The sequence below is a fragment of the Nocardia sp. NPDC057353 genome (genome assembly GCF_042667085.1).
In the GTDB taxonomy this organism is placed as follows: Bacteria; Actinomycetota; Actinomycetes; order Mycobacteriales; family Mycobacteriaceae; genus Nocardia.
This window is the reverse complement of sequence record NZ_JBHVAK010000011.1, coordinates 22,065-43,555: the sequence shown is the minus strand read 5'-3', so window position 1 is coordinate 43,555 and position 21,491 is coordinate 22,065. Positions and strand designations below refer to the sequence as shown.

Genomic DNA, 21,491 nt, shown 5'->3' with positions numbered 1-21,491 from the left:
TACCCTGTGCCGCGTGAACGATCGATCGGGGGTCGCCGATTCGGCCAGCAGGCAGCGCGGGTGGCTGCTCCTCGCGATCGCCCTGTTCGCGGCCTCGGCGACGGTCTCGCTGCTGCTGCACTGGTGGGACCACTACATCGATCTGCAGGTCTACCGCAACGGCCCGCGGGTCTGGCTGGACGGCGGCGAGCTGTACGGCCCGATGCCGCCGATCGGCGACCTCGCGCTCCCCTTCACCTACCCCCCGCTGGCCGCGCTGTTCTTCGCCCCGCTGGCGCTGGTACCGCTCGGGGTGGCCGAGATCGTGGTGCTGCTCTCCTCGATCGCCAGCCTGGCGATCACGCTGTGGCTGGTGCTGATCCGGCTGCGCCCTGAGCTGGACCGGGTCACCGTGCTGGCCGCGGTGATCGCCGCGGTGGCGCTGGCACAGATGCTGGAGCCGGTGCGCCAGACCTTCGGCTTCGGCCAGATCAACCTGGTGCTGATGGCCGCGGTGGCGCTGGACTGCCTGGCGCCGAAGACCTTCTGGCCGCGCGGCATGCTGATCGGCATCGCGGTCTCGGTGAAGCTCATCCCGGCCGGCTACCTGCTCTTCTTCCTGCTGCGCCGGGACTGGAAGGCGGCGGGGACGCTGGTGGTCTCGGCGGCCGCCGCGGTCGGCGTCGGTTTCCTGTTCTTCCCGAAGGATTCGGTGCAGTACTGGTCGGAGACGCTGGCCAACACCGATCGGATCGGCCCGCCCTACTTCGCGGGCAACCAGTCGCTCAAGGGGCTCGCCTTCCGGCTCGGCGTGCCCGACGGCGCCGCCACCGCGCTCTGGCTCGGGCTCGGCGCGGTCGCGGTGGCGCTGGCCGCGCTCTGGATGCACCGGCTGCTCGCCGCGGACCGCCCGGTCGCCGCGCTGCTGGTGAACGCCGCCGCGCTGCTGCTGGTCTCGCCGGTCTCCTGGTCGCACCACTGGGTCTGGGCCGCGCCCGCGCTGCTGCTGCTCGGCGTCGCGATCGCCGAGGGCAACCGCTCGCGGCCGCTACTGCTCGGCACCGGCGCGCTCGCGCTGCTCTTCCTGGTCGGGCCGCAGTGGCTGCTGCCGCATGCCAAGGACCGCGAGCTGGAGTGGGCCTGGTGGCAGCAGGTCATCGGCAGCAGCTACGTCTGGGTGACCTTCCTGATCCTGGTCGCCGGGGTGGTCGCGGGTCAGGCCGCCGGGGTGAGAAAGGCCGCGAGCGCGGCGGCGTAGGCGGGCACGTCGGCGGCGCCCATGAACTCGCGCGCCGAGTGCATGGCCAGCTGCGGGGCGCCGACGTCGACCGTGCCGATGCCGGTGCGGGCCGCGGTGATCGGGCCGATAGTGGAGCCGCAGGGCAGGTCGGCGCGGTGCACGTAGCGCTGCAGCGGGACCCCGGCCTCGGCGCAGGCCAGCGCGAAGGCGCCGGTGCCGACGGCGTCGGTGGCGTAGCGCAGGTTCTGGTTCACCTTGAGCACCGGCCCGCCGTTCACCGCGATCCGGTGCGCGGGCTCGTGCCGGTCCGGGTAGTTGGGGTGCGTGGCGTGCGCCATGTCGCCGGAGGCGACCAGCGAGCCCGCCAGCGTCGCCAGGTACTCCGCGCGGCCGCCGCCCGTGGCGAGCACGATCCGCTCCAGCACCGCGGGCAGCAGGTCGGACTGCGCGCCGCGCTCGGACTGGCTGCCGACCTCCTCGTGGTCGAAGAGCGCGAGGACAGGCAGCGCCGCGCCCGGCTCGGCCAGCGCGGCGAGGAAGGCGGCCAGCCCGGCGTAGCAGGTGGCCTGGTTGTCCAGCCGGGGCGCGCTCACCAGGTCGCGCTCCCGGCCGACCAGGGTGCTCGGCGCGAGGTCGTGCGTCATGAGCTCCCAGCCGAGCACGTCGTCGGCGAGCACCCCGGCCTGCTCGGCCACGTACCCGACGAACGAGGCGGGCTCGGCGCCGACGCCCCAGACCCCGTTGACGTGCCGCTGCGGGTCGAGCGTGACCCCGCGGCGCTCCTCGGAGAGGTGGATGGCCAGCTGCGGCACCCGCAGGATCGGCTCGTCGATCCGCACCAGCTGCTCGCGCAGCCCGCCGCCGTCGTGGTCGCGCAGCGTGAGCCGCCCGGAGATGCCGAGGTCGCGGTCGAGCCAGGAGTTCAGCCAGGCCCCGCCGTACGGCTCCAGCCCGACCAGCTGCCAGCCCGCCGAGAGCAGGTCGGGGTGCTGCTTGACGCGCAGGTTGGGGCTGTCGGTGTGCGCGCCGACCACCCGGAACCCGGTGCCGGGGGCAATGCCCTCGGTGCTCCACGCCACCAGCGAACCGCCCCGGATCACGTAGTACCGGCCCGGCTCGCCCGCCGCCCACGGGTCGGATTCGCGCAGCGCGCGGAAGCCGTTCGCCGCCAGCTCCCGGCTCACGGTGTGGCAGACGTGGAACGGCGAGGGCGAGGCGTCGATGAAGGCGCACAGGCCGGTGGCGGTGGCGGTGGTGCTGACGACGGGCATGCCCGCGATCCTAGGCAGCGCGCGCGTCCCGCACCGGCCCAGGTGCGGCGCCGTCAAGTCCTATTGACGACACGAAATCACTTCCGCACCATTCGCACACTTCCGTCACAATTCCGGCGAAATGTCGCGCGCATTTCGTCGGATGAATCAACCGACGGTCTGCGCCACCAGATCCAGCAAACGGAGTAGTTCCGCATATCGCCGCGCCCCGATCCGGGAACGGAGTTGCTGCTCGGCCCGATACTCCTCGGCGCGCACCGCCGCGACCAGCTCGGCGCCCAGCTTGCTGAGCCCGATCAGGATGCGCCGCCGGTCGTCCTCCGCCGCCACTCGGAAGATCAGCCCCCGTTCGGCCAGCGCATCGGCGTGCCGCGTCGCCGACGAGGGCGGCAGCTGCGACTTCGCCGCCAATTCGCTCATCGTGGTGCGGCCGTCGACGGAGAGATTCGACAGCATCGACCACTGGTCCGGGGAAAGCTGGCGCGCGTACAAAGCGTCGTCGAGGTGACGCACCCAGCTCCGCTCCGCGGAACGCAACGCGCCATGCAGCGTGGAATTACCGCCCACCATGGTTTCCACAATTGTCCTGACTGCCTCGAGAATTGGAACGAGGGGAAGACTACCGAACCCGGAAAATTCGCGTGAGCGAGTGGTGTCCGCCGTGCGTCGGACAGCGCGCCGATGTCCGAAAAGTCGGCTGCGCCAGTTCAATTCGACTTCCAATACTCGAAATGCAAATTTCACCGAGAGGATTCGGTGCGCACTCGGGGCCCCGCGGAAACGCCACCGGCCCGGGCCGCGCGGGAGCGCGATCCGGGCCGGTGACGGAGGTCGTCGCGGGTCAGGCCGCCACGAGCGAGTCGAGGACCGAGAGGAAGAGCCCGAGCCCGTCGTCGCTGGGGCCGGTGAGCGCCTCGGTCGCGTGCTCCGGGTGCGGCATGAGCCCGACCACCCTGCCGTTCGCCGAGGAGATCCCGGCGATGCCGCGCTGCGAGCCGTTCGGGTTGTCGCCGGAGTAGCGGAAGACCACCCGGCCCTCGCCCTCCAGCTGGTCCAGCACCTCGGGCGAGGCCTGGAACCGACCCTCGCCGGACTTGAGCGGGATCAGCAGCTGCGCGCCCGGCTCGAACCGGGTGGTCCACGCGGTGGCGGTGGACTCGACGGTCAGCCACTCGTCGCGGCAGACGAAGTGCAGCCCGTCGTTGCGGGTGAGCGCGCCGGGCAGCAGCCCGGCCTCGCACAGCACCTGGAAGCCGTTGCAGATGCCGAGCACCGGGAGGCCGTTGGCCGCGGCGCGGACGACCTCGCCCATCACCGGGGCGAACCGGGCGATGGCGCCCGCGCGCAGGTAGTCGCCGTAGGAGAAGCCGCCGGGCACGATCACCGCGTCGACCTGTTTCAGGTCGGCATCGGCGTGCCACAGGTTCACCGCCTCGGCGCCGGAGAGCCGGACCGCGCGGGCCGCGTCGACGTCGTCGAGCGTGCCGGGAAAGGTGATGACCCCGATGCGCGCGCTCATGACAGCCGGACGACCTTCCACTCCTCGATGACGGTGTTGGCGAGCAGCGATTCGGCGATCTGCTCGAGCTCGGCGTCGCTCACCGAGTCCTCGACCTCGAGCTCGAAGCGCTTGCCCTGCCGCACATCGGCGACTCCGGCGAATCCCAGGCGGGGAAGCGCACCGACGATGGCCTGACCCTGCGGATCCAGGATCTCGGCCTTCGGCATCACCTCGACCACGACTCGTGCCACGCGTTTTCTCCTCGGGAGAGTTCGGGGGTTTACCGGCACAGCGTAGTCGCGGCGGGCGCGGGCGACCCGAGAGGGGGTGCGAGATCACAGCCGGTCACGCCCGGTCACCGGCGACTAGCATCGCCGCATGCGCATAGCTCACTTCGGACACTCCTGCCTCCTCGTCGAGCTGCACGGCACGAAGGTGCTCTTCGATCCAGGCACCTTCGCGCACGGTTTCGAGGGCATCACCGGGCTCGACGCCATCGCCGTCACCCACCAGCACCCCGACCACATCGACGGCGACCGGATCGGCGCGCTCCTCGACGCCAACCCCAGCGCCCGGCTGCTCTCCGACCCGCAGACCGCCGAGCTGCGGCCGGAGCCGTGGGAGGCGGTGCACGCCGGGCAGGTGCTCACCGTCGGCGGGGTCACCGTCACCGGCGGCGGGGGCAGGCACGCGGTGATCCACCCCGAGCTCCCGGTGATCGACAACACCGTCTACCAACTCGGCACCCCCACCGAGCCCGCGCAGCTGGTGCACCCCGGCGATTCGCTCTGGGTGCCGCCGAGCCCGGTCGGGGTGCTGGCGATCCCGGCGGCGGCGCCGTGGATGCGGATCAGCGAGGCGGTGGATTATCTGCGCGCGGTGCGGCCGCGGGTCGCGGTGCCGATCCACTACGGGATCGTGGCGCCGGAGGCGCGGGGGATCTACTTCGGGCGGCTCACCGAAATGGGGCCGGAGGGGACGGAGTTCTCGCTCGTCGAGCACGAGGACAGCAGGGAGTTCCCCCATTGATCAGCGGCACACCTACGCAATTCGGCGGCCACTGGACAAAAAGCGAATTGCACGTGCATCGGTAATTGCGCCGCCAATTCCTCGGGGCAGACATGGAGCCGCCCCGCGCCGAGTACCGGCTCGGGGCGGGGCGGCTGGTCAGCGCGGTTCTAGATCTCCGGCGCGCTCGCGCTCAGGGTGTCCAGCAGGGTCGTGATCAGTTCGAGCAGGGTCTCGAGCATCGTGCTTCCCTTTCTGTCAGTTTCTTGCTTCCGGATACCTCACTAGCAGAATTGCACCGATCCGCGGCTTTGCAAACACCCTCGGGCAAAGAATTTTTCGGATTTCTTTTCGACACCCGAGACTTCTACAACCCAATAGGGAAAACCCGACCGAAACAATAGAAATCAGCGGGAAGCCGGGTTGCCGGTGTCGTTCCGATGATTTGCCGGACGGCGATGCGGAGCGATCCGGACACATCGATCCGGTATCGCTGGATCACCCGGGAACACCGGACGCGAGTTCGAATCCGCCCGCCGTTCAGGGGGCTCGACATACTCGGCGTTCGCAAGAAGACCGCGAAACGGACCGATCAGTCGGTCACGCTGCGCGTGTCGCGACGCCGTACGGCTCCCACCGGTACACCTGCCCCACCGCCCCGTGGTAGAGCGCCAGGTCGACAGCGTCCAGCACCGCCTGCCGCGGCCCGGAGCGCCCCAGCTGCGCCCCGGAGATCGCCAGCCGCACCACCCCGCCCCGCTTGGCGGTCTTGGCCGCCCCGAGCACCAGCGCCCGGCACCACCACGGCTCGGTGCGGAACCCCTCCCCGATCCCGTACACCCTGGCCCGCTGCGCCATGTTCCGCTCCAGGTCGACCATCGAGGTCAGCCCGAGCGCCAGCCGGAACCCGACGTCGGGCAGCGCGTCGACGGCACCGGTCGAGGCGCTCCAGCGCGGCGCGGCGAAGAGCCGGGTGCGCAGCCCGACCCGCTCCATCACCCGGTCGGCCGCCATCAACCGCAGCCGCGCCTCGTGCCTCGGCAGCGCCGCGAACTCGGCCCGCCTGCGCTTGGTCGCGGCCTGGTCGTAGCCGTGCAGCACGATCGCGTCGCCGCCGCTGCGCCGCCCGCGCAGCCAGGCCAGCGTGGCCGGGTCCGCGGTGAGCTTGTACCCGCCCTTGAGCCGCGGCGCGACGAGCAGCGACAGCGGGATCCCGCGGTCGTCCATCTCGCCCGCGAACTCGATCGCGGCGTCCCGGGTGGTGTCCCGGATTCCGGAAACGGAGACGATCAGCTCGGCAGTCATACCGAAACGATGGCAGGGCGACATGTCCGCGGCGTGCAGCCGGGATGACGCCGAGACCAACTATGCAGGCGCGACCTTGCCGAGCCCGACGGTGTCCAGCACCCAGGCGTACTCGAAGGCGACTTCCTTCCACTTCTCGTAGCGCCCGCTGACCCCGCCGTGGCCCGCGCTCATCTCGGTCTTGAGCAGCAGCGGGGCGTCGCCGGTGGCGACCGCGCGCAGCCGCGCCACCCACTTGGCGGGCTCCACGTACAGCACCCTGGTGTCGTTCAGGCTGGTGATGGCGAGAATCGCCGGGTACGCCTTGGCCTCGACGTTCTCGTACGGCGAGTAGGACTTCATGTAGGCGTAGACCTCGGGGTCGGCGAGCGGGTTGCCCCACTCGTCCCACTCGATCACCGTGAGCGGGAGCGAGGGGTCGAGGATCGAGGTCAGCGGGTCGACGAAGGGGACGTTGGCGAGGATGCCCGCGAAGAGCTCAGGCGCCAGGTTGGCGACCGCGCCGACCAGCAGCCCGCCCGCGCTGCCGCCGTCCGCGATCAACCGATCCGGGCTGGTGCGGCCGGTATCGATGAGGTGCCGGGCGGCGGCGACGAAATCGGTGAAGGTGTTCTTCTTCCGCAGCGTCTTGCCGTTCTCGTACCAGAGCCGGCCCATCTCGCCGCCGCCGCGCACGTGCGCCACCGCGAAGACCATGCCACGGTCGAGCAGCGAGAGCCGGGAGACCGAGAAGCCGGGGTCGATGCTGGCCTCGTAGGAGCCGTAGCCGTAGAGCAGCAGCGGCGCCGCGGCGCCGGCGGGGACCGCGTCCTTTCGCCAGACCAGCGAGATCGGGATGCGGGTTCCGTCCTCGGCGACCGCCCAGTCCCGGCTCTGCTCGTAGCGCTCGGGGTCGTACCCGCCGAGCACCGGCTGCTCCTTGCGCAGCAGCAGCTCGCCGGTGTCGGGGGCGTAGTCGTAGACCCGGGTCGGGGTGGTGAACGAGGTGAGGCCGATGCGCAGCGTCGGCTGCTCCCACTCCGGGTTGGCGCCGAGCCCGACCGCGAAGAGCGGCAGGTCGATCTCGAGTTCGCGGCGCTCGCCGTAGCCGTCGGCGGTGAGCGGCCAGACCGCGAGCCTGCTCAGCGCCTCGCGGCGGTAGCCGAGGACCAGGTGGTCGGCGAAGGCGTCGACGTCCTCCAACCGGACGTCGTCGCGGTGCTCGATGAGCAGGGTGAGCGCGGCGGGGTCGGCGACCGGCGCCTCGGCGAGCACGAAGTTCTCCGCCTTGACGCCGTCCACCACGTCGTTGTGCAGCACCAGGAAGCGGTCCTCGCCCGCGACCACGGCGTGCTCGACGCTGTACTCCACGCCCTCGCGGCGCGGCAGGATCACCCGGAACTCGCCCTCCGGGTCGGCCGACTCCAGCATCCAGCCCTCGCTGGTGATCTTGGAGGCGACCCAGATCAGCAGGTACTTCTCCGAGCGGGTGGTGCCGATGCTCACCCAGTACCGCTCGTCCGGCTCGTGGAAGACCTTGGCGTCGTCCGCGGCGGCGGTGCCGAGCCGGTGCCGCCAGACGGTGTCGGGGCGCCAGGAGTCGTCGACGGTCTGGTAGAAGACGTGCGTGCCGTCCAGCGACCAGGTGGCGCCGGGCGCGGTGCCCGGGATCTCGTCGCCGAGCTGCTCGCCGGTGCGCAGGTCGAGGAAGCGCAGCAGGTAGCGCTCGTCGCCGACGGTGTCGGTGGAGTAGGCGAGTAGGGTGCCGTCGTTGCTCACCGAGAAGGCGCCGAGCGCGAAGAAGTCGTGGCCCTCGGCCAGCACATTGCTGTCCAGCAGCACCTGCTCGCCCTGGATCTCGCTGCCGACCTCCAGCTCCGGCGGGGTCCAGGCGTCGAGCCCCTCGGCCGCCGGGTCGACTGGGCAGCGGCAGTGCACGCCGTACTGCTTGCCCTCGAAGCTGCGCGAGTAGTACCAGTACTGGCCGAGCCGGGTCGGGACCGAGAGGTCGGTCTCCTGGGTGCGGCCCTTGATCTCGTCGAAGATGGCGGTGCGCAGCTCGGCCAGGTGCGCGGTGTTCGCCTCGGTGTAGGCGTTCTCCGCCTCCAGGTAGGCGATCACCTCGGGGTCGTCCTTGGCGCGCAGCCACTCGTACTCGTCGATCACGACATCGCCGTGCTGCACGCGCTCGGTCGGCACGGTCTTCGCGACGGGGGGCGGCACACTCTCGACAGACATGCGCACCACCCTACTGTCGCGCGGTCGTCGCGCCGTCGTCGTCCGGGACACCCGCGCCCGGCCTGCCTGCGCTTCGCCGATCCCGCGGGCCCGGCCTCCATTACGCTCACCGCATGGTTCCCGCGGCACGCCCCCGTCCGGCCGGTGTGCTGGCAGCCCTGCTCATCGCGGTCGCCGCGCTGACCGGCGGCGCGGCCGTGCCCGCGGCGGCCTGTGCCTGCGGCGCCGTCGCGGGGACCGGCGAGGCCGCCACGGTGAACAACGAAGTGGCGCTGGTGCACTGGGACGGCGCGCGGCAGACCATCCTCATGCAGCTCGCGCTGCGCGCCGACGGCGACCGCGCCGCGCTCGTCGTCCCGACCCCGGCCCCCGCCACGGTGAGCGCGGGCTCGGCGGAGACCTTCGCCGAGCTGGAGCGGCACACCGCGCCGGAGATCGTCACCGAGCGGGACTTCTTCGGCTCCGCCGGCCTGGACGGGCTGAGCTCGGGCGCCGCGCCCGGCGCGGGGCCGACCGTGCTGAACCAGGTGACGCTGGGCCCGCTGGAGGCGACCACGCTCGCGGGCGGCGGCCTCGACGGCGTGCGGAACTGGCTGCGCGACAACGGGTACCGCATGCGCCCCGAAGTGGTCGAGACGCTGGCGCCGTACTTGGCGGAGGGGTGGTCCTTCGTGGCCATCAAGCTCACCGGCGCGGACGGGCTGGACGGCGAGCTCGACCCGGTGCGGCTCACCTTCGACGCCGCCGCCCCGGTCTACCCCATGCGCATGTCGTCGGCGGCGACGCTGCCGCAGTCGGTGCGGCTCTACGTGCTCGGCGAGCACCGGGTGCGCCGCGCCGACCCGGACGTCCCGCGCCAGTTCACCGAGGTGGAGTTCGCCGGGCGGCTCGGCGAGACCGCCGACCCGCTGCTCCGCGAGCTGACCGCGAACGGCACCGACTACCTCACCGAGCTCGCCGTCTCGATCGCCGAACCGGCCCGCATCAGCAGCGATTTCACCTTCGCCGACGCGGACTCCGACGCCGAGCACCGCGAGCGGATCACCCGCACCGAGCAGGTGCAGGTGCTCGGCTTCCCGGCCGGGCCGGTGATCCTCGGCGCCGCGCTGCTGGCCGCGACGCTGGTGGTGATCGCGGTGATCCGGGTCTTCCGCAGGACCTAGCTCCTGGACAGCGCCCCGCGGATGGAACCGGCGAGGTAGTCCAGGTCGGCGCGGGGCGGGGAGGTGGCCCTCGCCCGCAGCCCGAACCCGTCGCCGGGGGTGCGCGGGATGACGTGCAGGTGCACGTGGAAGACCTCTTGGCCCGCGGTCACCCCGTCGGCCAGGAAGAAGTTCACCCCGTCGCACCCGACCTCGCTCTCCCGCAGCGCCGCCGCGAGCTGCTGCCCCACCTGGAACAGCTTGCCGCCGAGCGCCGGGTCGAGCTCCGCGAGGTTGCGCGCCACCACCTTCGGCACCACCAGCAGGTGCCCGGGGGTGACCGGGCGGATGTCCATGAAGGCGAGCACATCGGGGTCGTCGTACACCACGCTGGCCGGGGCCCGGCCCGCGATGATGTCGGCGAAGATCGTGTACGGGTTCACGGCACCACTATCGCGCAGCGCGAACCGGCGCCGCGCACGCACCGCGCGCCACCGGACCGCGAGCACCGCGCGGTCGAGCAGCGCGCAGCGCGGCCGCGCCGTGCTCAGAGGATCGGCGCCGGGGTGTAGCGGGCGGCGTCCGGGTAGCGCCCCACCAACTCCTCGACCGCGGCGATCACGGCACCCGTCTGCGCGTCGGCGGCGCCGATGAAGGCCGACTTGTCGGCGAGCGCGGCGTCCAGCGCACCGCGGTCGAGCGGCAGCCGGTCGTCGGCGGCGAGCCGGTCCAGCAGGTCGGGCTCGCGCCCCTGCTCGCGCATGGCCAGCGCCACCGCGACCGCGTGCTCCTTGATGACCTCGTGCGCCGTCTCCCGCCCGACCCCGGCGCGCACCGCCGCCATCAGGATCCGGGTGGTGGCCAGGAACGGCAGGTAGCGGTCGAGTTCCCGGGAGACCACCGCCGGGTAGGCGCCGAACTCGGCGAGCACGGTCAGGAAGGTCTCCATCATGCCGTCGATGGCGAAGAAGGCGTCCGGCAGCGCGACCCGGCGCACCACCGAGCAGAAGACGTCGCCCTCGTTCCACTGCGCGCCCGCCAGCTCGGCCGCCATCGAGGCGTACCCGCGCAGCACCACCTGCAGCCCGTTCACCCGCTCGCAGGAGCGCGTGTTCATCTTGTGCGGCATGGCCGAGCTGCCCACCTGCCCCGGCTGGAACCCCTCGGTGACCAGCTCGTGCCCGGCCATCAGCCGCACGGTGTGCGCGAACGAGGACGGCGCGGCCCCGACCTGCACCAGCGCGGAGAGCACGTCGTGGTCGAGCGAGCGCGGGTACACCTGCCCGACGCTGGTGAGCACGGTGCCGAAGCCCAGGTGCGTGGCGATCTGGCGCTCCAGCCTCGCCAGCTTCTCCGGGTCGCCGCCGAGCAGGTCGAGCATGTCCTGCGCGGTGCCCATCGGGCCCTTGATCCCGCGCAGCGGGTAGCGGTCGATCAGCTCGCGCAGCCGGGTGAGCGCGATCAGCAGCTCGTCGGCGGCCGAGGCGAAGCGCTTGCCCAGCGTGGTGGCCTGCGCGGCGACATTGTGCGAGCGCCCGGCCATGACCAGGGCGCGGTACTCGGCGGCGCGCTCGGCCAGCCGGGCCGCGACCGCGACGCCGTGCGCGTGCACGTGCTCCAGCGAGAGCCGCAGCTGCAGCTGCTCCACGTTCTCGGTGAGGTCGCGGCTGGTCATGCCCTTGTGCACGTGCTCGTGGCCCGCGAGTGCGTTGAACTCCTCGATCCTGGCCTTGACGTCGTGCCTGGTCACGCGCTCGCGCGCGGCGATCGAGCCGAGGTCGACCCGGTCGATGACGCGCTCGTAGTCGGCGACCACCTCGGCGGGCACGTCGACGCCGAGCTCGGACTGCGCGCGCAGCACCTCCAGCCAGAGCCTGCGCTCCAGCACGATCTTGTTCTCCGGCGACCACAGCCGCACCAGCTCGGGCCCGGCGTAGCGGGTCGCGAGCACGTTGGGCACCCGGCCGGGCGCGGTGTTCTCGGGTGCGGGGGCGGTCTCGGCAGTGGTCACGTCCGGTCAGTCTAGTGACCGGAGCCGATCGGGCTGCTGGGACGTCGCCGGGGCGACGATGTCGATCACCTCGAGCAGTGCGCCGCGGGCGGCCCGGCGCGGCTCCGGGTTCATCTCGCCGAGCGCGGCGACCACCGCGCCGTCCACCACCGCAACCAGCCTGCGCAGCTGCTCCTGCCTGACCACCCGGTCGGAGCGGCGCAGCACGTCGGCGAGCAGCTCGTCGAGCTGCTGGCGTAGTCGGAGCTGCACGCCGCGTAGCTCGGGGTGCCTGGCGGAGGCGACCGAGCGCTCGTAGCGGGCGATCAGCCTGCCGCGCGCGCCGTCGTCGGTGCCCTCCGGCCCGATCAGCAGGTCGAGCACCAGGTCGACGGTCGCCTCGGCGCCCCGGCGGCGGTGGCTCACCTCGCCGACCCGCCTGCGCATGCCGTCCACTTCGGCATTGCCCGCGAACTCGACCGCGCGCGCGATCAGGTCTTCGAGCGATTCGAAGTAGTACGTCGTCGATGCCAGTGGCAGGTCGGCGCGGGTTGCGACCGATCGATGCCGCACCGCCTCGAAACCGCCCTCGAGCAGGAGCTCCGCGGCGGCTGCAACCAGAGCCTGGCGACGCCGTTCGCCTTTCGGGGTCGTCGCGGTTATCACCGTGCCATCGTGCCAGTCGTCATCAATACATCCGTGCGAAATCGAAAGAGGAAGAACACAGTTACCCGATTTTTACCCAATAACGCCGCCCGCGGTGCGGTACTGCGCAAAGTTGTTGCGAGTCAGCTACTTCGGACATTGCTGCCGAGACACGGTGTTTCAGCCCGCCAGGTAGGGGCCGAGCCGGGCCAGCGCCTCCTCGATCTCGGCGGTGGCGCCGGCGAACGAGAAGCGAACGGTGCGGTGGCCGCGGGCGGTGTCGAAATCGAGGCCGGGCGCCAGCGCGACGCCGGTGTGCGCGAGCACGTCGGCGCACCAGGAGAGCGAGTCGCGGGTGCGGTGGCCGATGTCGGCGTAGGCGTAGAAGGCGCCGTCGGCCGGGGCCAGGTCGGTGATCCCGATCTTCGGCAACCCCTCGAGCAGCAGTTTCCGGTTCACCGCGTAGCGCCGCACGTGGCCGTCCAGCTCCTGCTTCGCCTCCGCGCCGAAGGCGTGCAGCGCCGCGTACTGCGAAATCGCGGGCGGGCAGACCGTCATGTTCGAGGCCAGCCGCTGCAGCGCGGGGCGCAGCCCGGCCGGGGCGAGCATCCAGCCGAGCCGCCAGCCGGTCATGGAGAAGTACTTCGACACCGAGCCGATCACCACCGCCTCGCGCGAGCTCTCCCAGGCCGACGAGGTGCCGCCGATGCTGTCGGCGTAGGTGATGCCGTGGTAGATCTCGTCCGAGATCAGCAGGGTGCCGTTGGTTTCGCACCAGCGGGCGAGCGCGGCCAGCTCGGCCGGGTCGATCATGGTGCCGGTGGGGTTGGCCGGGCTGGCGACGACCAGCCCGGCGGGCGGGGTCGGCAGCGCCTCCAGCATGGCGACGGTCGGCTGGAACCTGGTCTGCTCGCCGCAGTCCAGCTCCAGCACCCGGCAGCCGAGCGCGGTGAGGGTGTTGCGGTAGGCGGGGTAGCCGGGGCGGGCCACCACCACGGTGTCGCCCTGGTCGAAGGCGGCCAGGAAGAGCAGGGTGAAGGCGCCGGAGGAGCCGGTGGTGACCACGACGTCGTCCGGGTCGACGGGGTAGCCGTAGGTGGCGGTGTGGTGCTCGGCGATGGCGGTGCGCAGCGGCAGGATGCCGAAGGTCTCGGTGTAGCCGAGCAGCTCGGCGTCGAGCGCGGCGCGGGTGGCGCGCAGGACCGGCGCCGGGGCCGGGGTCGACGGCTGCCCCGCGGCCAGGACCAGCACGTCCCCGTGGCTGCGGGCGCGCGCGGCGGCTGCCTTCCACACGTCCATGACGTAGAAAGGGGGGATGGTCGACCGGCGCGATTGCATGGACACCCGACCGACGGTAGAGCACCCGTCGGTCGGTAGCCGGGGTTATGGTCGGCGCAATGGACGATGAGGCGCGCCGCCCCCGCCTCGACCGCGCCGGGGGCACCGGGGGAACCGTGATCGTCCCGTCGGACTGGCGGGCGCGGTGGCGGCGCGGAAAGCCGGAGTCGGCGGGGAACGGTGCCGGGGATCCGGCCGACAACGGCGACGCGAGCGGCGCCGTCCGCGGCGACTCGGGCGCGGACGAGGCGCGCCCGGCCCGCGACGCGGCGGAGCACGGCGCGACCGACGCGGACGAGCGCGGCGCGACCGATGAAGCGGAGCGCGGGCAGATCAGCGCGGACGAGCGCGACAACTCCGGCGCGGCAGACCACGGCCGGGCCGGAGCGGCGGAGCACGGTGACGGGCCCGACGCTGCGAAGCCTGCCGACGACGCCGCGGGTGACGACCTTGCGGATCCCGACGAGACCGGAACGGCCCCCCGCCCGTCCGGGCTCCGCGCCCGCGACCCGCGCGCGTGGGCGGGCTGGTCCACCCTGGAAACCTTGCGGCACGACGCCGCCGCCACCCTCCGCGAGGCACCCACCCCGCGCGAACTCTGGCACCGCCGCCCCACCAGGGACGAGCTGCTCACCCACGCCAAGAACAATCGCTACCTGATCGCGGGGCTCCTCGTGGTCGTCGCCTTCGCCGCGAGCGACACCGCGAACCCCGGCGCCATCGTGAACCGCCCGCTCGCCGCGGGCGAGTACCAGCGCGTCGCCTTCGCCCACCCCCCGCAGGTCCAGACCACAACCCCCTCGGTCCGCAGGCTGCTCGACGCCATCGCCAACGGCGAACGCCTACGCGAACAGGCGGTGGTCGCCGCCGCCGCCCGCGCCACCCTGGAGCGCGCCCGCGCCGAGGCCGCCGCGGCCGCCGCGGGCGAGCCGGTCCCCTGGCTCACCACCGGCGTCGCCCCGGTCCCCGGCAGCACCCCCGGCTCGGTCATCCCCGGCCCCGGCGGCATCGTCCTGCCCGCCCGCGGCCTCTTCACCAGCGGCTTCGGCTCTCGCTGGGGCACCATGCACCAGGGCATCGACATCGCGGGCCCAATCGGCTCCCCGATCTACGCCGTCGCCAACGGCACCGTCATCGACGCGGGCCCGGCCCAGGGCTTCGGCCTCTGGGTGCGAATCCGGCACGACGACGGCACCATCTCCGTCTACGGCCACATGTACGACTTCTTCGTCTCGGTCGGCGAGCGGGTGCCAGCGGGCATGCAGATCGCCCGCATCGGCAACCGCGGCGACTCCACCGGCCCGCACCTGCACTTCGAGGTGATCGAGGGCGGGCAGCACGTCGACCCGCAGCGCTGGTTCGCGCTGCGCGGCCTCAGCTTGAACTGAGCGAGATCCGGTCCTGCACCGCCGCCAGCCCGATATCCGAGCGGTAGTGGCTGCCCGGCAGCTTGATCGAGCCGATCCGCGCGTACGCCTGCGCCCGCGCACCGGCCAGGTCGGCGCCGGTGCCGACCACGCTCAGCACCCGCCCGCCCGCCGAGACCAGCGCGCCGTCGCGCAGCGCGGTCCCGGCGTGCAGCACGGCGGCCTCGCCCGCGGCGGAGTCACCGGCGCCGGTGATCACATCGCCGAGCCGCGGCCGCGCCGGGTAGTTCTCGGCGGCGACCACAACGGTCACCGCGGCGCCGTCGGCCCAGCGCGGCGCGGGCACCTCCGCCAGCCGGCCGGTCGCCGTCGCGTGCAGCAGCTCGCCGAGCGGGCTGTCCAGCAGCGCCAGCACCGCCTGCGTCTCCGGATCGCCGAAGCGGCAGTTGAACTCGACCACCGCCGGGCCCGCCGCGCCCATCGCGAGCCCCGCGTAGAGCAGCCCGGAGAAGCTCGCGTCCCGGCGGACCAGCTCGGCGGCGACCGGCTCGACCACGTCGCGCACGATCTCCGCCACCGCGGCCTCGGGCAGCCAGGGCAGCGGGGTGTAGGCGCCCATGCCGCCGGTGTTCGGCCCGCTGTCCCCGTCGCCGACCCGCTTGTGGTCCTGCGCGGGCAGCAGCGGCACCACCGTCTCCCCGTCGACCAGGCAGAACAGCGATACCTCCGGCCCGTCCAGGAACGACTCGAGCAGCACCGGGTGCCCCTGCTCCAGCAGCTCGGCGGCGTGGTCGCGGGCGGCGGAGCGCTCCGGCGTCACCACGACGCCCTTGCCCGCGGCCAGCCCGTCGTCCTTGACCACCCAGGTGGGGCCGAAGCGGTCCAGCGCGGCGTCCAGGTCGGCGGGGTTGTCCACCACCTCGCTGTGCGCGGTGCGCACCCCCGCGGCTGCCATGACGTCCTTGGCGAAGGCCTTGGAGCCCTCGATCCGCGCGGCCGCGGCCGATGGGCCGAAGCAGGCGATCCCGGCCGCCCGCACCGCGTCGGCGACGCCGAGTACCAGCGGCACCTCGGGGCCGATCACCACCAGGTCGGCGCCGACCTCGCGGGCCAGCGCCGCGACCGCCTCCCCGGATGTCGGGTCGACCGGCCGCAGCTCGGCGTGCTGGGCGATGCCCGCGTTGCCTGGCGCGGCGACGACCGCCGTCACCGAGGGGTCCCGGCGCAGGGCGAGGACGAGGGCGTGTTCACGGGCTCCGGAACCGATGACGAGTGCGCGCACGCGCAACAGAGTAGAGGACGAAGGTGTCCTGCCCGCCGCGGCTGCGCAGGCATAGTGGAGGGGCGGCGCCACCGCGCCGCGGTACGACCGGGACGGGGAGATCCGATGGGCTTGATCGACGGAATCATGGGCAACGCGGGCAGCGTGGATCCCGCGCGCGCACAACAGGAGTACGGGCGGCTGCTCGGCAACGGCGAGCAGATCTACTCGGCCTACATCCTGGTGCGGGACGCCATGCTCTTCACCAACCGCAGGCTGATCCTGGTCGACAAGCAGGGGCTCTCCGGCCGCAAGGTGAGCTACCACAGCGTGCCGTACCGCTCGATCACGCACTTCGCCGTGGAGACCGCGGGCACCTTCGATCTCGACGCCGAACTGGTGATCTGGATCTCCGGCGCGCACGAGCCGCTGCAGAAGAAGTTCAACCGCCAGGTCGACATCTACGAGGTGCAGGGCGTCCTGTCGCACTTCGTCGGGGTCTGACTACGCTGCGGACATGGCTTCCGTATTCAGCGCGATCATCGCGGGCGACCTGCCGGGACGCTTCGTCTGGGAGGACGACGAGTTCGTCGGTTTCCTGACCATCGCGCCGGTCACCCAGGGCCACGTCCTGGTGGTGCCGCGCAAGGAGATCGACCAGTGGCAGGACGTCGAGGCCGACGTCTTCGCCCGGCTCACCGGGGTCGCGCAGACCGTCGGCAAGGCCGTGCGCGCGGCGTTCGACGCGCCGCGCGCGGGCCTGCTGATCGCCGGGCTGGAGGTGCCGCACCTGCACGTGCACGTCTTCCCGGCCTACGAGATGGGCAACTTCGACATCTCCGGCGCCGACCCGAGCCCGAGCGCCGAGTCGCTGGACGAGGCGCAGGCGAAGATCAAGGCCGCGCTGCGCGACCTCGGCTTCTCCGACAACGTCCCGGACTGACCGCTACCCGCGCACTCGCTGCTCCACCGCGTGCAGCAGCGAGTGCAGCGAGCGGTCGCGGGTCAGCTTGGCGTCCAGCGCCACGTTGATCGCCCCGCGGAACAGCGCGTACGGCTCCCAGCCCGCGGGCGCGATGGTGCGCGGCGCCCGCCGCTCGATGCCGTCCGCGATCACGCGCGCCGCCGCTTCGCCGCTGATCCTGACGTTCAGCGGCCAGGGAAGCAGCGCCTCCACCCGGCGGCCCAGGTCGTCGTTGTCCAGCGTCTCGTGCGTCATGGCGGTCTCGACGATGCCGAAGTAGGCGACGCCCGCGGTGGCGCCGTGCGCGGCCAGCTCGACCCGCAGCGCCCGGCCCAGCTGCTCAACGGCCGCCTTGCTGATCATGTACGGCGACCCGGCCATGCCCGGCGCGAAGGCCGCGCAGGAGGAAACGACCACCACGTGCCCGCGGCTCGCCACGATGGCGTCCAGCGCGGGCTTGACGGTGTTGAACGCGCCGGTCAGGTTCACCCCGAGCACGGTGTCGAAGACCGCCGGGTCCATGGTGCGCAGCGTCGCCGGCTTCGGCACGATGCCCGCGTTCGCGACCACCACATCCAGCCCGCCGAACCGCTCCACCACCCGCTCGACCACGTCGGCCATGGCCGCCCGGTCGGTGACGTCGGCGCCGAAGGCGGCGGCCCTGCTGCCGAGCGCGGCGGCCGCGGCCTTGGCCCCGACCTCGTCCACGTCGGCCAGCGCGACGACCGCGCCGCGCCGGTGCAGCACCGTGGCCAGCTCGCGCCCGATGCCCTGCGCCGCACCGGTGATCAGGACGACCCGGTCGCGAACCCGGTAATCGGGCTCGGTGACCCGGAACAGTGCGCGGATCATGCGCTCACCTCGTAGGAGTCGATGTCGAAACGGCTGGTGCGGCGGCGGTATTCGAAGCTCCAGTTCGGGTAGAGCCCGGAGTTCGCGCCGTCCGCGGTGGTGTAGTAGCTGTCGCAGCCGCCGGTCAGCCAGACCGTGTCGGCGCTGCGCTTGCGCATCTCGGCCAGGAACTCGGTCTGCACCTCGGGCCGCAGCTCCACCCGGCGCGCGCCCTCGCGCCGCGCGGTGCGCAGCGCGTCGACGATGTAGCCGATCTGCGACTCGATCATGAAGACCGCGGACTGGTTGCCCGCCGCCCCGAACGGCCCGAGCGTGCTGAAGAAGTTCGGGAACCCGGCGACCGCGATCCCGAGGTAGCTCTGCGGCTCCTCCAGGTAGAGCTCGGCGATACTGCGCCCGTCCCGGCCGATGTACCTGCTGTACACGCTGGGCGTCGGAGTGAAGCCGGTGCCGTAGACGATGGTGTCGATGGGTCGCTCGGTGCCGTCGCGCAGCAGGATCGAGCGCGACCGCACCTCGGCGATGCCCGCGGTCACCACCTCGACGTTCGGCGCGGCGAGCGCCGGGAAGTAGGCGTCGGAGAAGATGGCGCGCTTGCAGCCGATCATGTAGTCCGGCGTCACCCTGGCGCGCAGCTCCGGGTCGGCGATCTGCCTGCGCAGCTGGAACCGGCCGAGCGCCTCGTAGAGGTGCCGGAACCGCTTGTCCACCAGGGAGACCAGCCCGAACCCCTCGATGGCGGTGTACCAGCCCGCGCGGATCGCCTGCCGCACCAGCGGCACCTTGCGCAGCAGCAGCCGCTCGGCGCCGAGCGTCGGGCGGTCCATGCGCGGGACGATCCACGGCGCCGAGCGCTGGAACACCGTCAGCTTGGCCACCTTCGGCTGGATCTCCGGCACGAACTGCACCGCGGAGGCGCCGGTGCCGATCACCGCCACCCGCTCGCCGGTGAGGTCGTGGTCGTGGTCCCAGTGCAGCGAGTGGAAGGCCTTGCCCTCGAAGGTCTCCAGCCCCGGCAGGTTCGGGTACTTGGCCTCGGCGAAGACGCCCGCCGCGGAGATCAGGAAGTCGGCGGTGCGCTGCCCGCGCGAGGTCTCCACCCGCCAGAGCGCGGCCTCCTCGTCCCAGCGCGCGTCCCGCAGCTCGGTGCGGAACTCGATGTGCCGCAGCACGTCGTGCTGCTCCGCGACCCGGCGCAGGTAGGCCAGGATCTCCGGCTGCCTGCCGTAGGTGCGCGACCAGTCCGGGTTCGGCGCGAAGGAGTAGCTGTACAGGTGCGAGGGCACGTCGCAGGCGGCACCCGGGTAGGTGTTGGCCTGCCAGGTCCCGCCGAGCTCGGCGGCGCGCTCCAGGACGGCGAGGTCGTCGAAGCCCGCCTCGCGCAGCTTGATCGCGAGGCCGATGCCGCCGAAGCCCGCACCGACGATCAGCACGTGGTTGTGTTCCATCGGTTTCCTCTCAGCAGTCGAGCACCAAGGTGTCGCCCGCGGCGCGCGAGACACAGGGGCGCATTCGGTCGGGCCTGGCCAGCGCGGCGGGCACCCGGTCGCGGTGCTCGACGGCACCGGCCACCACCCTGGTCTCGCAGCTGCCGCAGAAGCCCTGCCTGCACGAGTACGGCACCTGCGGCGCCACCCGCTGGATCGCGGCCAGCGCGGTCTCGGTGGCACCCACCCGCACCGTACGGCCGGAGCGCGCCAGCGTGAGGTCGAACTCCCGCCCGCCCTCGACCGGTGCCGGGGCGAACCGCTCCGCGTGCAGCGAGCCGGTGGGGTTGATGTCGAAGGCCAGCCGCTGGGCGGCGGCCAGCATGCCGGGCGGCCCGCAGACGTACACCGCCGCGCCCGGCTCGGCCTTTTTCAGCAGCTCGGCCAGGTCCGGCGGGCCGTATTCGTCGTCCGGCCGGACCTCGGCCCCGGGCAGCTCGTCCAGGAACGGCATCCGATCCCGGCTGCTGCCCAGGTAGATCAGCTGCCCGCGGGCACCGGCCGCCCGCACCATGGGCAGGATCGGCGTGATCCCGATCCCGCCCGCCAGGAACAGGTACGACGGCGCCTCGACGAACCCGAAGGCATTGCGCGGGCCACGAATACGCACCGCCGCACCCGCCCGCAGCACCTCGTGCACCTCGCGCGAGCCACCGTCGCCCTCGGCGATGCGCCGCACCGCGATCCGGTAGCGGAAGCGGTCGCGCGGGTTGCCGCAGAGCGAGTAGCGGCGCTGCCTGCCCGACGGCAGGAAGAGCTCCAGGTGCGCGCCCGGCTTCCAGGCCGGGAGCACGCCGCCGTCCGGGGCGCGCAGCGTCAGCGCGACCACGTCGACCGCGACCTGCTCCACCGCCTCGACCACGACGTCCCGGTCGAAACCGCTGTTCCGCACCGGCTGCGGGTTGGAGAGCAGCGGTGCCACCGCGCCCGCGACGAACACCTGCTTGTAGAGGTCCATCGCGGTGCCGAGCAGCCGCAGCGCGCCGGGGGCGGTCATGAATGCGCCCTGGCCGCGGGCGAGTGCGCCAGGTAGCGCAGCGCCTTGTCCATCGGCCCGAGCTGCGACGGGTGGAAACCGGGGCGCAGGTAGCGCGGCAGCTCGGAGAAGAAGACGGTCCAGCTCGGCACCACGCCGCGCAGCGTCGCGTCGATGAACTGCGACCCCCAGAACCGGCCCTTGTCCTTGGACGGGTCCTTCCGGTACAGGTACGCCGTGGAGACGATGAAGAGCGGCAGCAGCGTCGCGCTGGCCAGCACCGCGGTGCGCGCCTTGCGGGCGTACCCGCCGTCCAGGTACATGTACGCGTCGTAGACCACGCTGCGGTGCTCGACCTCCTCGGCGCCGTGCCAGCGCACAAGGTCCAGCATGGCAGGGTGCATCCCCTTCTCGGCCAGCACGTCGGCGTTCAGCAGCCACTCCCCGATCACCGCGGTGTAGTGCTCCATCCCGGCGAAGAGCCCGAGCCGCTCCTTGAGCCACTCCTCTTTCGCGCGCCCGTCCAGCCCGTGGTCGCCGAGCAGCCGGTCGACCAGCCAGGCGATCTTGCCGATGTAGGACTCCACGTCCAGCCCGATGGACTGCAGGTGCTTGCGCGCCGCCTCGTGGCTGTTGGCGTGCGTCGTCTCCTGCCCGACGAAGCCCTGCACCTCCTCGCGCAGCCGCGGGTCGCGGATGTAGGGAAGGGCCTCGCTCAGCGCCTGCGCCATCGCCCGCTCCCCCTCCGGGAGCACCAGGTGCATGACGTTCACGATGTGGGTGGCCAGGACCTCACCCGGGATGTAGTGCAGTGGAACCGAATCGAAGTCGAACCGCACATCGCGGGCCTCGATCGCGTGCGCCTCGGCACCATGCGTCCGCGTCGTCGCGGGAGCAGCGTTGTCAGCCATGGTCCGACCGTACAGTGCAACAAAGTACATTTCAATG

General features: G+C 72.2%; 21 protein-coding genes. 6 read left to right on the top strand and 15 right to left on the bottom strand.

What is annotated here, in order from left to right; all coding sequences use genetic code 11:
- Positions 1 to 13: 13 nt before the first annotated feature.
- Complete coding sequence (locus ACFUUZ_RS08025; RefSeq protein ID WP_378693758.1) at positions 14 to 1,237, top strand: glycosyltransferase 87 family protein; 1,224 nt, start codon at positions 14 to 16, stop codon at positions 1,235 to 1,237.
- Here the strand turns inward: ACFUUZ_RS08025 and ACFUUZ_RS08020 are convergent.
- The 4 genes from ACFUUZ_RS08020 to purS form a co-directional block, all read right to left on the bottom strand.
- Positions 1,195 to 2,490 carry a M18 family aminopeptidase gene (locus tag ACFUUZ_RS08020; RefSeq protein WP_378693756.1) on the bottom strand — a complete coding sequence of 432 codons (1,296 nt, stop codon included), beginning with the start codon at positions 2,488 to 2,490 and terminating at the stop codon, positions 1,195 to 1,197. The two genes, ACFUUZ_RS08025 and ACFUUZ_RS08020, sit on opposite strands and share 43 nt — an antisense overlap.
- A gap of 147 nt (positions 2,491 to 2,637) precedes the next feature.
- Positions 2,638 to 3,060, bottom strand: coding sequence for a MarR family winged helix-turn-helix transcriptional regulator (locus tag ACFUUZ_RS08015; RefSeq protein WP_233021127.1), 423 nt, complete (start codon positions 3,058 to 3,060; stop codon positions 2,638 to 2,640).
- Positions 3,061 to 3,331: 271 nt separating this feature from the next.
- Entirely contained in the window at positions 3,332 to 4,009 is a 678-nt protein-coding gene (purQ, locus tag ACFUUZ_RS08010) for a phosphoribosylformylglycinamidine synthase subunit PurQ (RefSeq protein ID WP_378693754.1), read from the bottom strand.
- The gene (purS, locus tag ACFUUZ_RS08005) at positions 4,006 to 4,242 is read right to left on the bottom strand and encodes a phosphoribosylformylglycinamidine synthase subunit PurS (protein WP_378693752.1); all 237 of its coding nucleotides are present in this window, start codon (positions 4,240 to 4,242) and stop codon (positions 4,006 to 4,008) included. Before purS ends, purQ begins: the two co-directional genes overlap by 4 nt.
- 127 nt (positions 4,243 to 4,369) lie before the next feature.
- On the opposite strand from purS, the gene ACFUUZ_RS08000 reads away from it, so the two are divergent.
- On the top strand, positions 4,370 to 5,020 hold the full coding sequence (locus ACFUUZ_RS08000) for an MBL fold metallo-hydrolase (protein ID WP_378693750.1): 651 nt from the start codon (positions 4,370 to 4,372) through the stop codon (positions 5,018 to 5,020).
- A 579-nt stretch (positions 5,021 to 5,599) separates the two neighbouring features.
- Here the strand turns inward: ACFUUZ_RS08000 and ACFUUZ_RS07995 are convergent.
- A complete protein-coding gene (locus ACFUUZ_RS07995) occupies positions 5,600 to 6,304 on the bottom strand; it encodes a DUF2334 domain-containing protein (protein ID WP_378693748.1) in 705 nt (234 codons plus the stop codon).
- Positions 6,305 to 6,364: 60 nt separating this feature from the next.
- Positions 6,365 to 8,521 (bottom strand): S9 family peptidase, encoded by a 2,157-nt coding sequence (locus ACFUUZ_RS07990; protein ID WP_378693746.1) that lies wholly within the window; start codon positions 8,519 to 8,521, stop codon positions 6,365 to 6,367.
- 113 nt (positions 8,522 to 8,634) lie between these two features.
- Here ACFUUZ_RS07990 and ACFUUZ_RS07985 point away from each other — a divergent pair, with 113 nt between their 5' ends.
- Entirely contained in the window at positions 8,635 to 9,684 is a 1,050-nt protein-coding gene (locus ACFUUZ_RS07985) for a DUF2330 domain-containing protein (protein WP_378693744.1), read from the top strand.
- Here the strand turns inward: ACFUUZ_RS07985 and ACFUUZ_RS07980 are convergent.
- The 4 genes from ACFUUZ_RS07980 to ACFUUZ_RS07965 form a co-directional block, all read right to left on the bottom strand.
- The gene (locus ACFUUZ_RS07980; RefSeq protein WP_378693742.1) at positions 9,681 to 10,106 is read right to left on the bottom strand and encodes an HIT family protein; all 426 of its coding nucleotides are present in this window, start codon (positions 10,104 to 10,106) and stop codon (positions 9,681 to 9,683) included. The genes ACFUUZ_RS07985 and ACFUUZ_RS07980 overlap by 4 nt on opposite strands.
- 104 nt (positions 10,107 to 10,210) lie before the next feature.
- Positions 10,211 to 11,674, bottom strand: a complete 1,464-nt coding sequence (gene purB / locus ACFUUZ_RS07975; RefSeq protein ID WP_378693740.1) for an adenylosuccinate lyase — start codon at positions 11,672 to 11,674, stop codon at positions 10,211 to 10,213.
- A gap of 6 nt (positions 11,675 to 11,680) precedes the next feature.
- Complete coding sequence (locus ACFUUZ_RS07970) at positions 11,681 to 12,319, bottom strand: TetR/AcrR family transcriptional regulator (RefSeq protein ID WP_378693738.1); 639 nt, start codon at positions 12,317 to 12,319, stop codon at positions 11,681 to 11,683.
- A 159-nt stretch (positions 12,320 to 12,478) separates the two neighbouring features.
- Positions 12,479 to 13,642 carry a pyridoxal phosphate-dependent aminotransferase gene (locus ACFUUZ_RS07965; RefSeq protein ID WP_378693736.1) on the bottom strand — a complete coding sequence of 388 codons (1,164 nt, stop codon included), beginning with the start codon at positions 13,640 to 13,642 and terminating at the stop codon, positions 12,479 to 12,481.
- A 53-nt stretch (positions 13,643 to 13,695) separates the two neighbouring features.
- Here ACFUUZ_RS07965 and ACFUUZ_RS07960 point away from each other — a divergent pair, with 53 nt between their 5' ends.
- Entirely contained in the window at positions 13,696 to 15,024 is a 1,329-nt protein-coding gene (locus ACFUUZ_RS07960) for a M23 family metallopeptidase (protein ID WP_378693734.1), read from the top strand.
- Here the strand turns inward: ACFUUZ_RS07960 and purD are convergent.
- Positions 15,011 to 16,285 (bottom strand): phosphoribosylamine--glycine ligase, encoded by a 1,275-nt coding sequence (gene purD, locus ACFUUZ_RS07955; protein ID WP_378693732.1) that lies wholly within the window; start codon positions 16,283 to 16,285, stop codon positions 15,011 to 15,013. The genes ACFUUZ_RS07960 and purD overlap by 14 nt on opposite strands.
- Positions 16,286 to 16,390: 105 nt before the next feature.
- On the opposite strand from purD, the gene ACFUUZ_RS07950 reads away from it, so the two are divergent.
- Together ACFUUZ_RS07950 and ACFUUZ_RS07945 are read left to right on the top strand one after the other, a co-directional pair.
- Positions 16,391 to 16,768 (top strand): PH domain-containing protein, encoded by a 378-nt coding sequence (locus tag ACFUUZ_RS07950; RefSeq protein ID WP_378693730.1) that lies wholly within the window; start codon positions 16,391 to 16,393, stop codon positions 16,766 to 16,768.
- A 13-nt stretch (positions 16,769 to 16,781) separates the two neighbouring features.
- Positions 16,782 to 17,207 (top strand): HIT family protein, encoded by a 426-nt coding sequence (locus ACFUUZ_RS07945; RefSeq protein WP_378693728.1) that lies wholly within the window; start codon positions 16,782 to 16,784, stop codon positions 17,205 to 17,207.
- Between the two features lie 3 nt (positions 17,208 to 17,210).
- Here the strand turns inward: ACFUUZ_RS07945 and ACFUUZ_RS07940 are convergent, their stop codons facing one another.
- The 4 genes from ACFUUZ_RS07940 to ACFUUZ_RS07925 are packed head-to-tail and all read right to left on the bottom strand — an operon-like array spanning position 17,211 to position 21,454.
- Positions 17,211 to 18,080 (bottom strand): short-chain dehydrogenase/reductase, encoded by an 870-nt coding sequence (locus ACFUUZ_RS07940; protein ID WP_378693726.1) that lies wholly within the window; start codon positions 18,078 to 18,080, stop codon positions 17,211 to 17,213.
- Entirely contained in the window at positions 18,077 to 19,528 is a 1,452-nt protein-coding gene (locus ACFUUZ_RS07935; RefSeq protein ID WP_378693724.1) for a flavin-containing monooxygenase, read from the bottom strand. The genes ACFUUZ_RS07940 and ACFUUZ_RS07935 overlap by 4 nt, the downstream gene beginning before the upstream one ends.
- A 10-nt stretch (positions 19,529 to 19,538) precedes the next feature.
- The gene (locus tag ACFUUZ_RS07930; protein WP_378693721.1) at positions 19,539 to 20,564 is read right to left on the bottom strand and encodes a PDR/VanB family oxidoreductase; all 1,026 of its coding nucleotides are present in this window, start codon (positions 20,562 to 20,564) and stop codon (positions 19,539 to 19,541) included.
- Positions 20,561 to 21,454 (bottom strand): metal-dependent hydrolase, encoded by an 894-nt coding sequence (locus ACFUUZ_RS07925; RefSeq protein WP_378693719.1) that lies wholly within the window; start codon positions 21,452 to 21,454, stop codon positions 20,561 to 20,563. The genes ACFUUZ_RS07930 and ACFUUZ_RS07925 overlap by 4 nt, the downstream gene beginning before the upstream one ends.
- Positions 21,455 to 21,491: the final 37 nt, after the last annotated feature.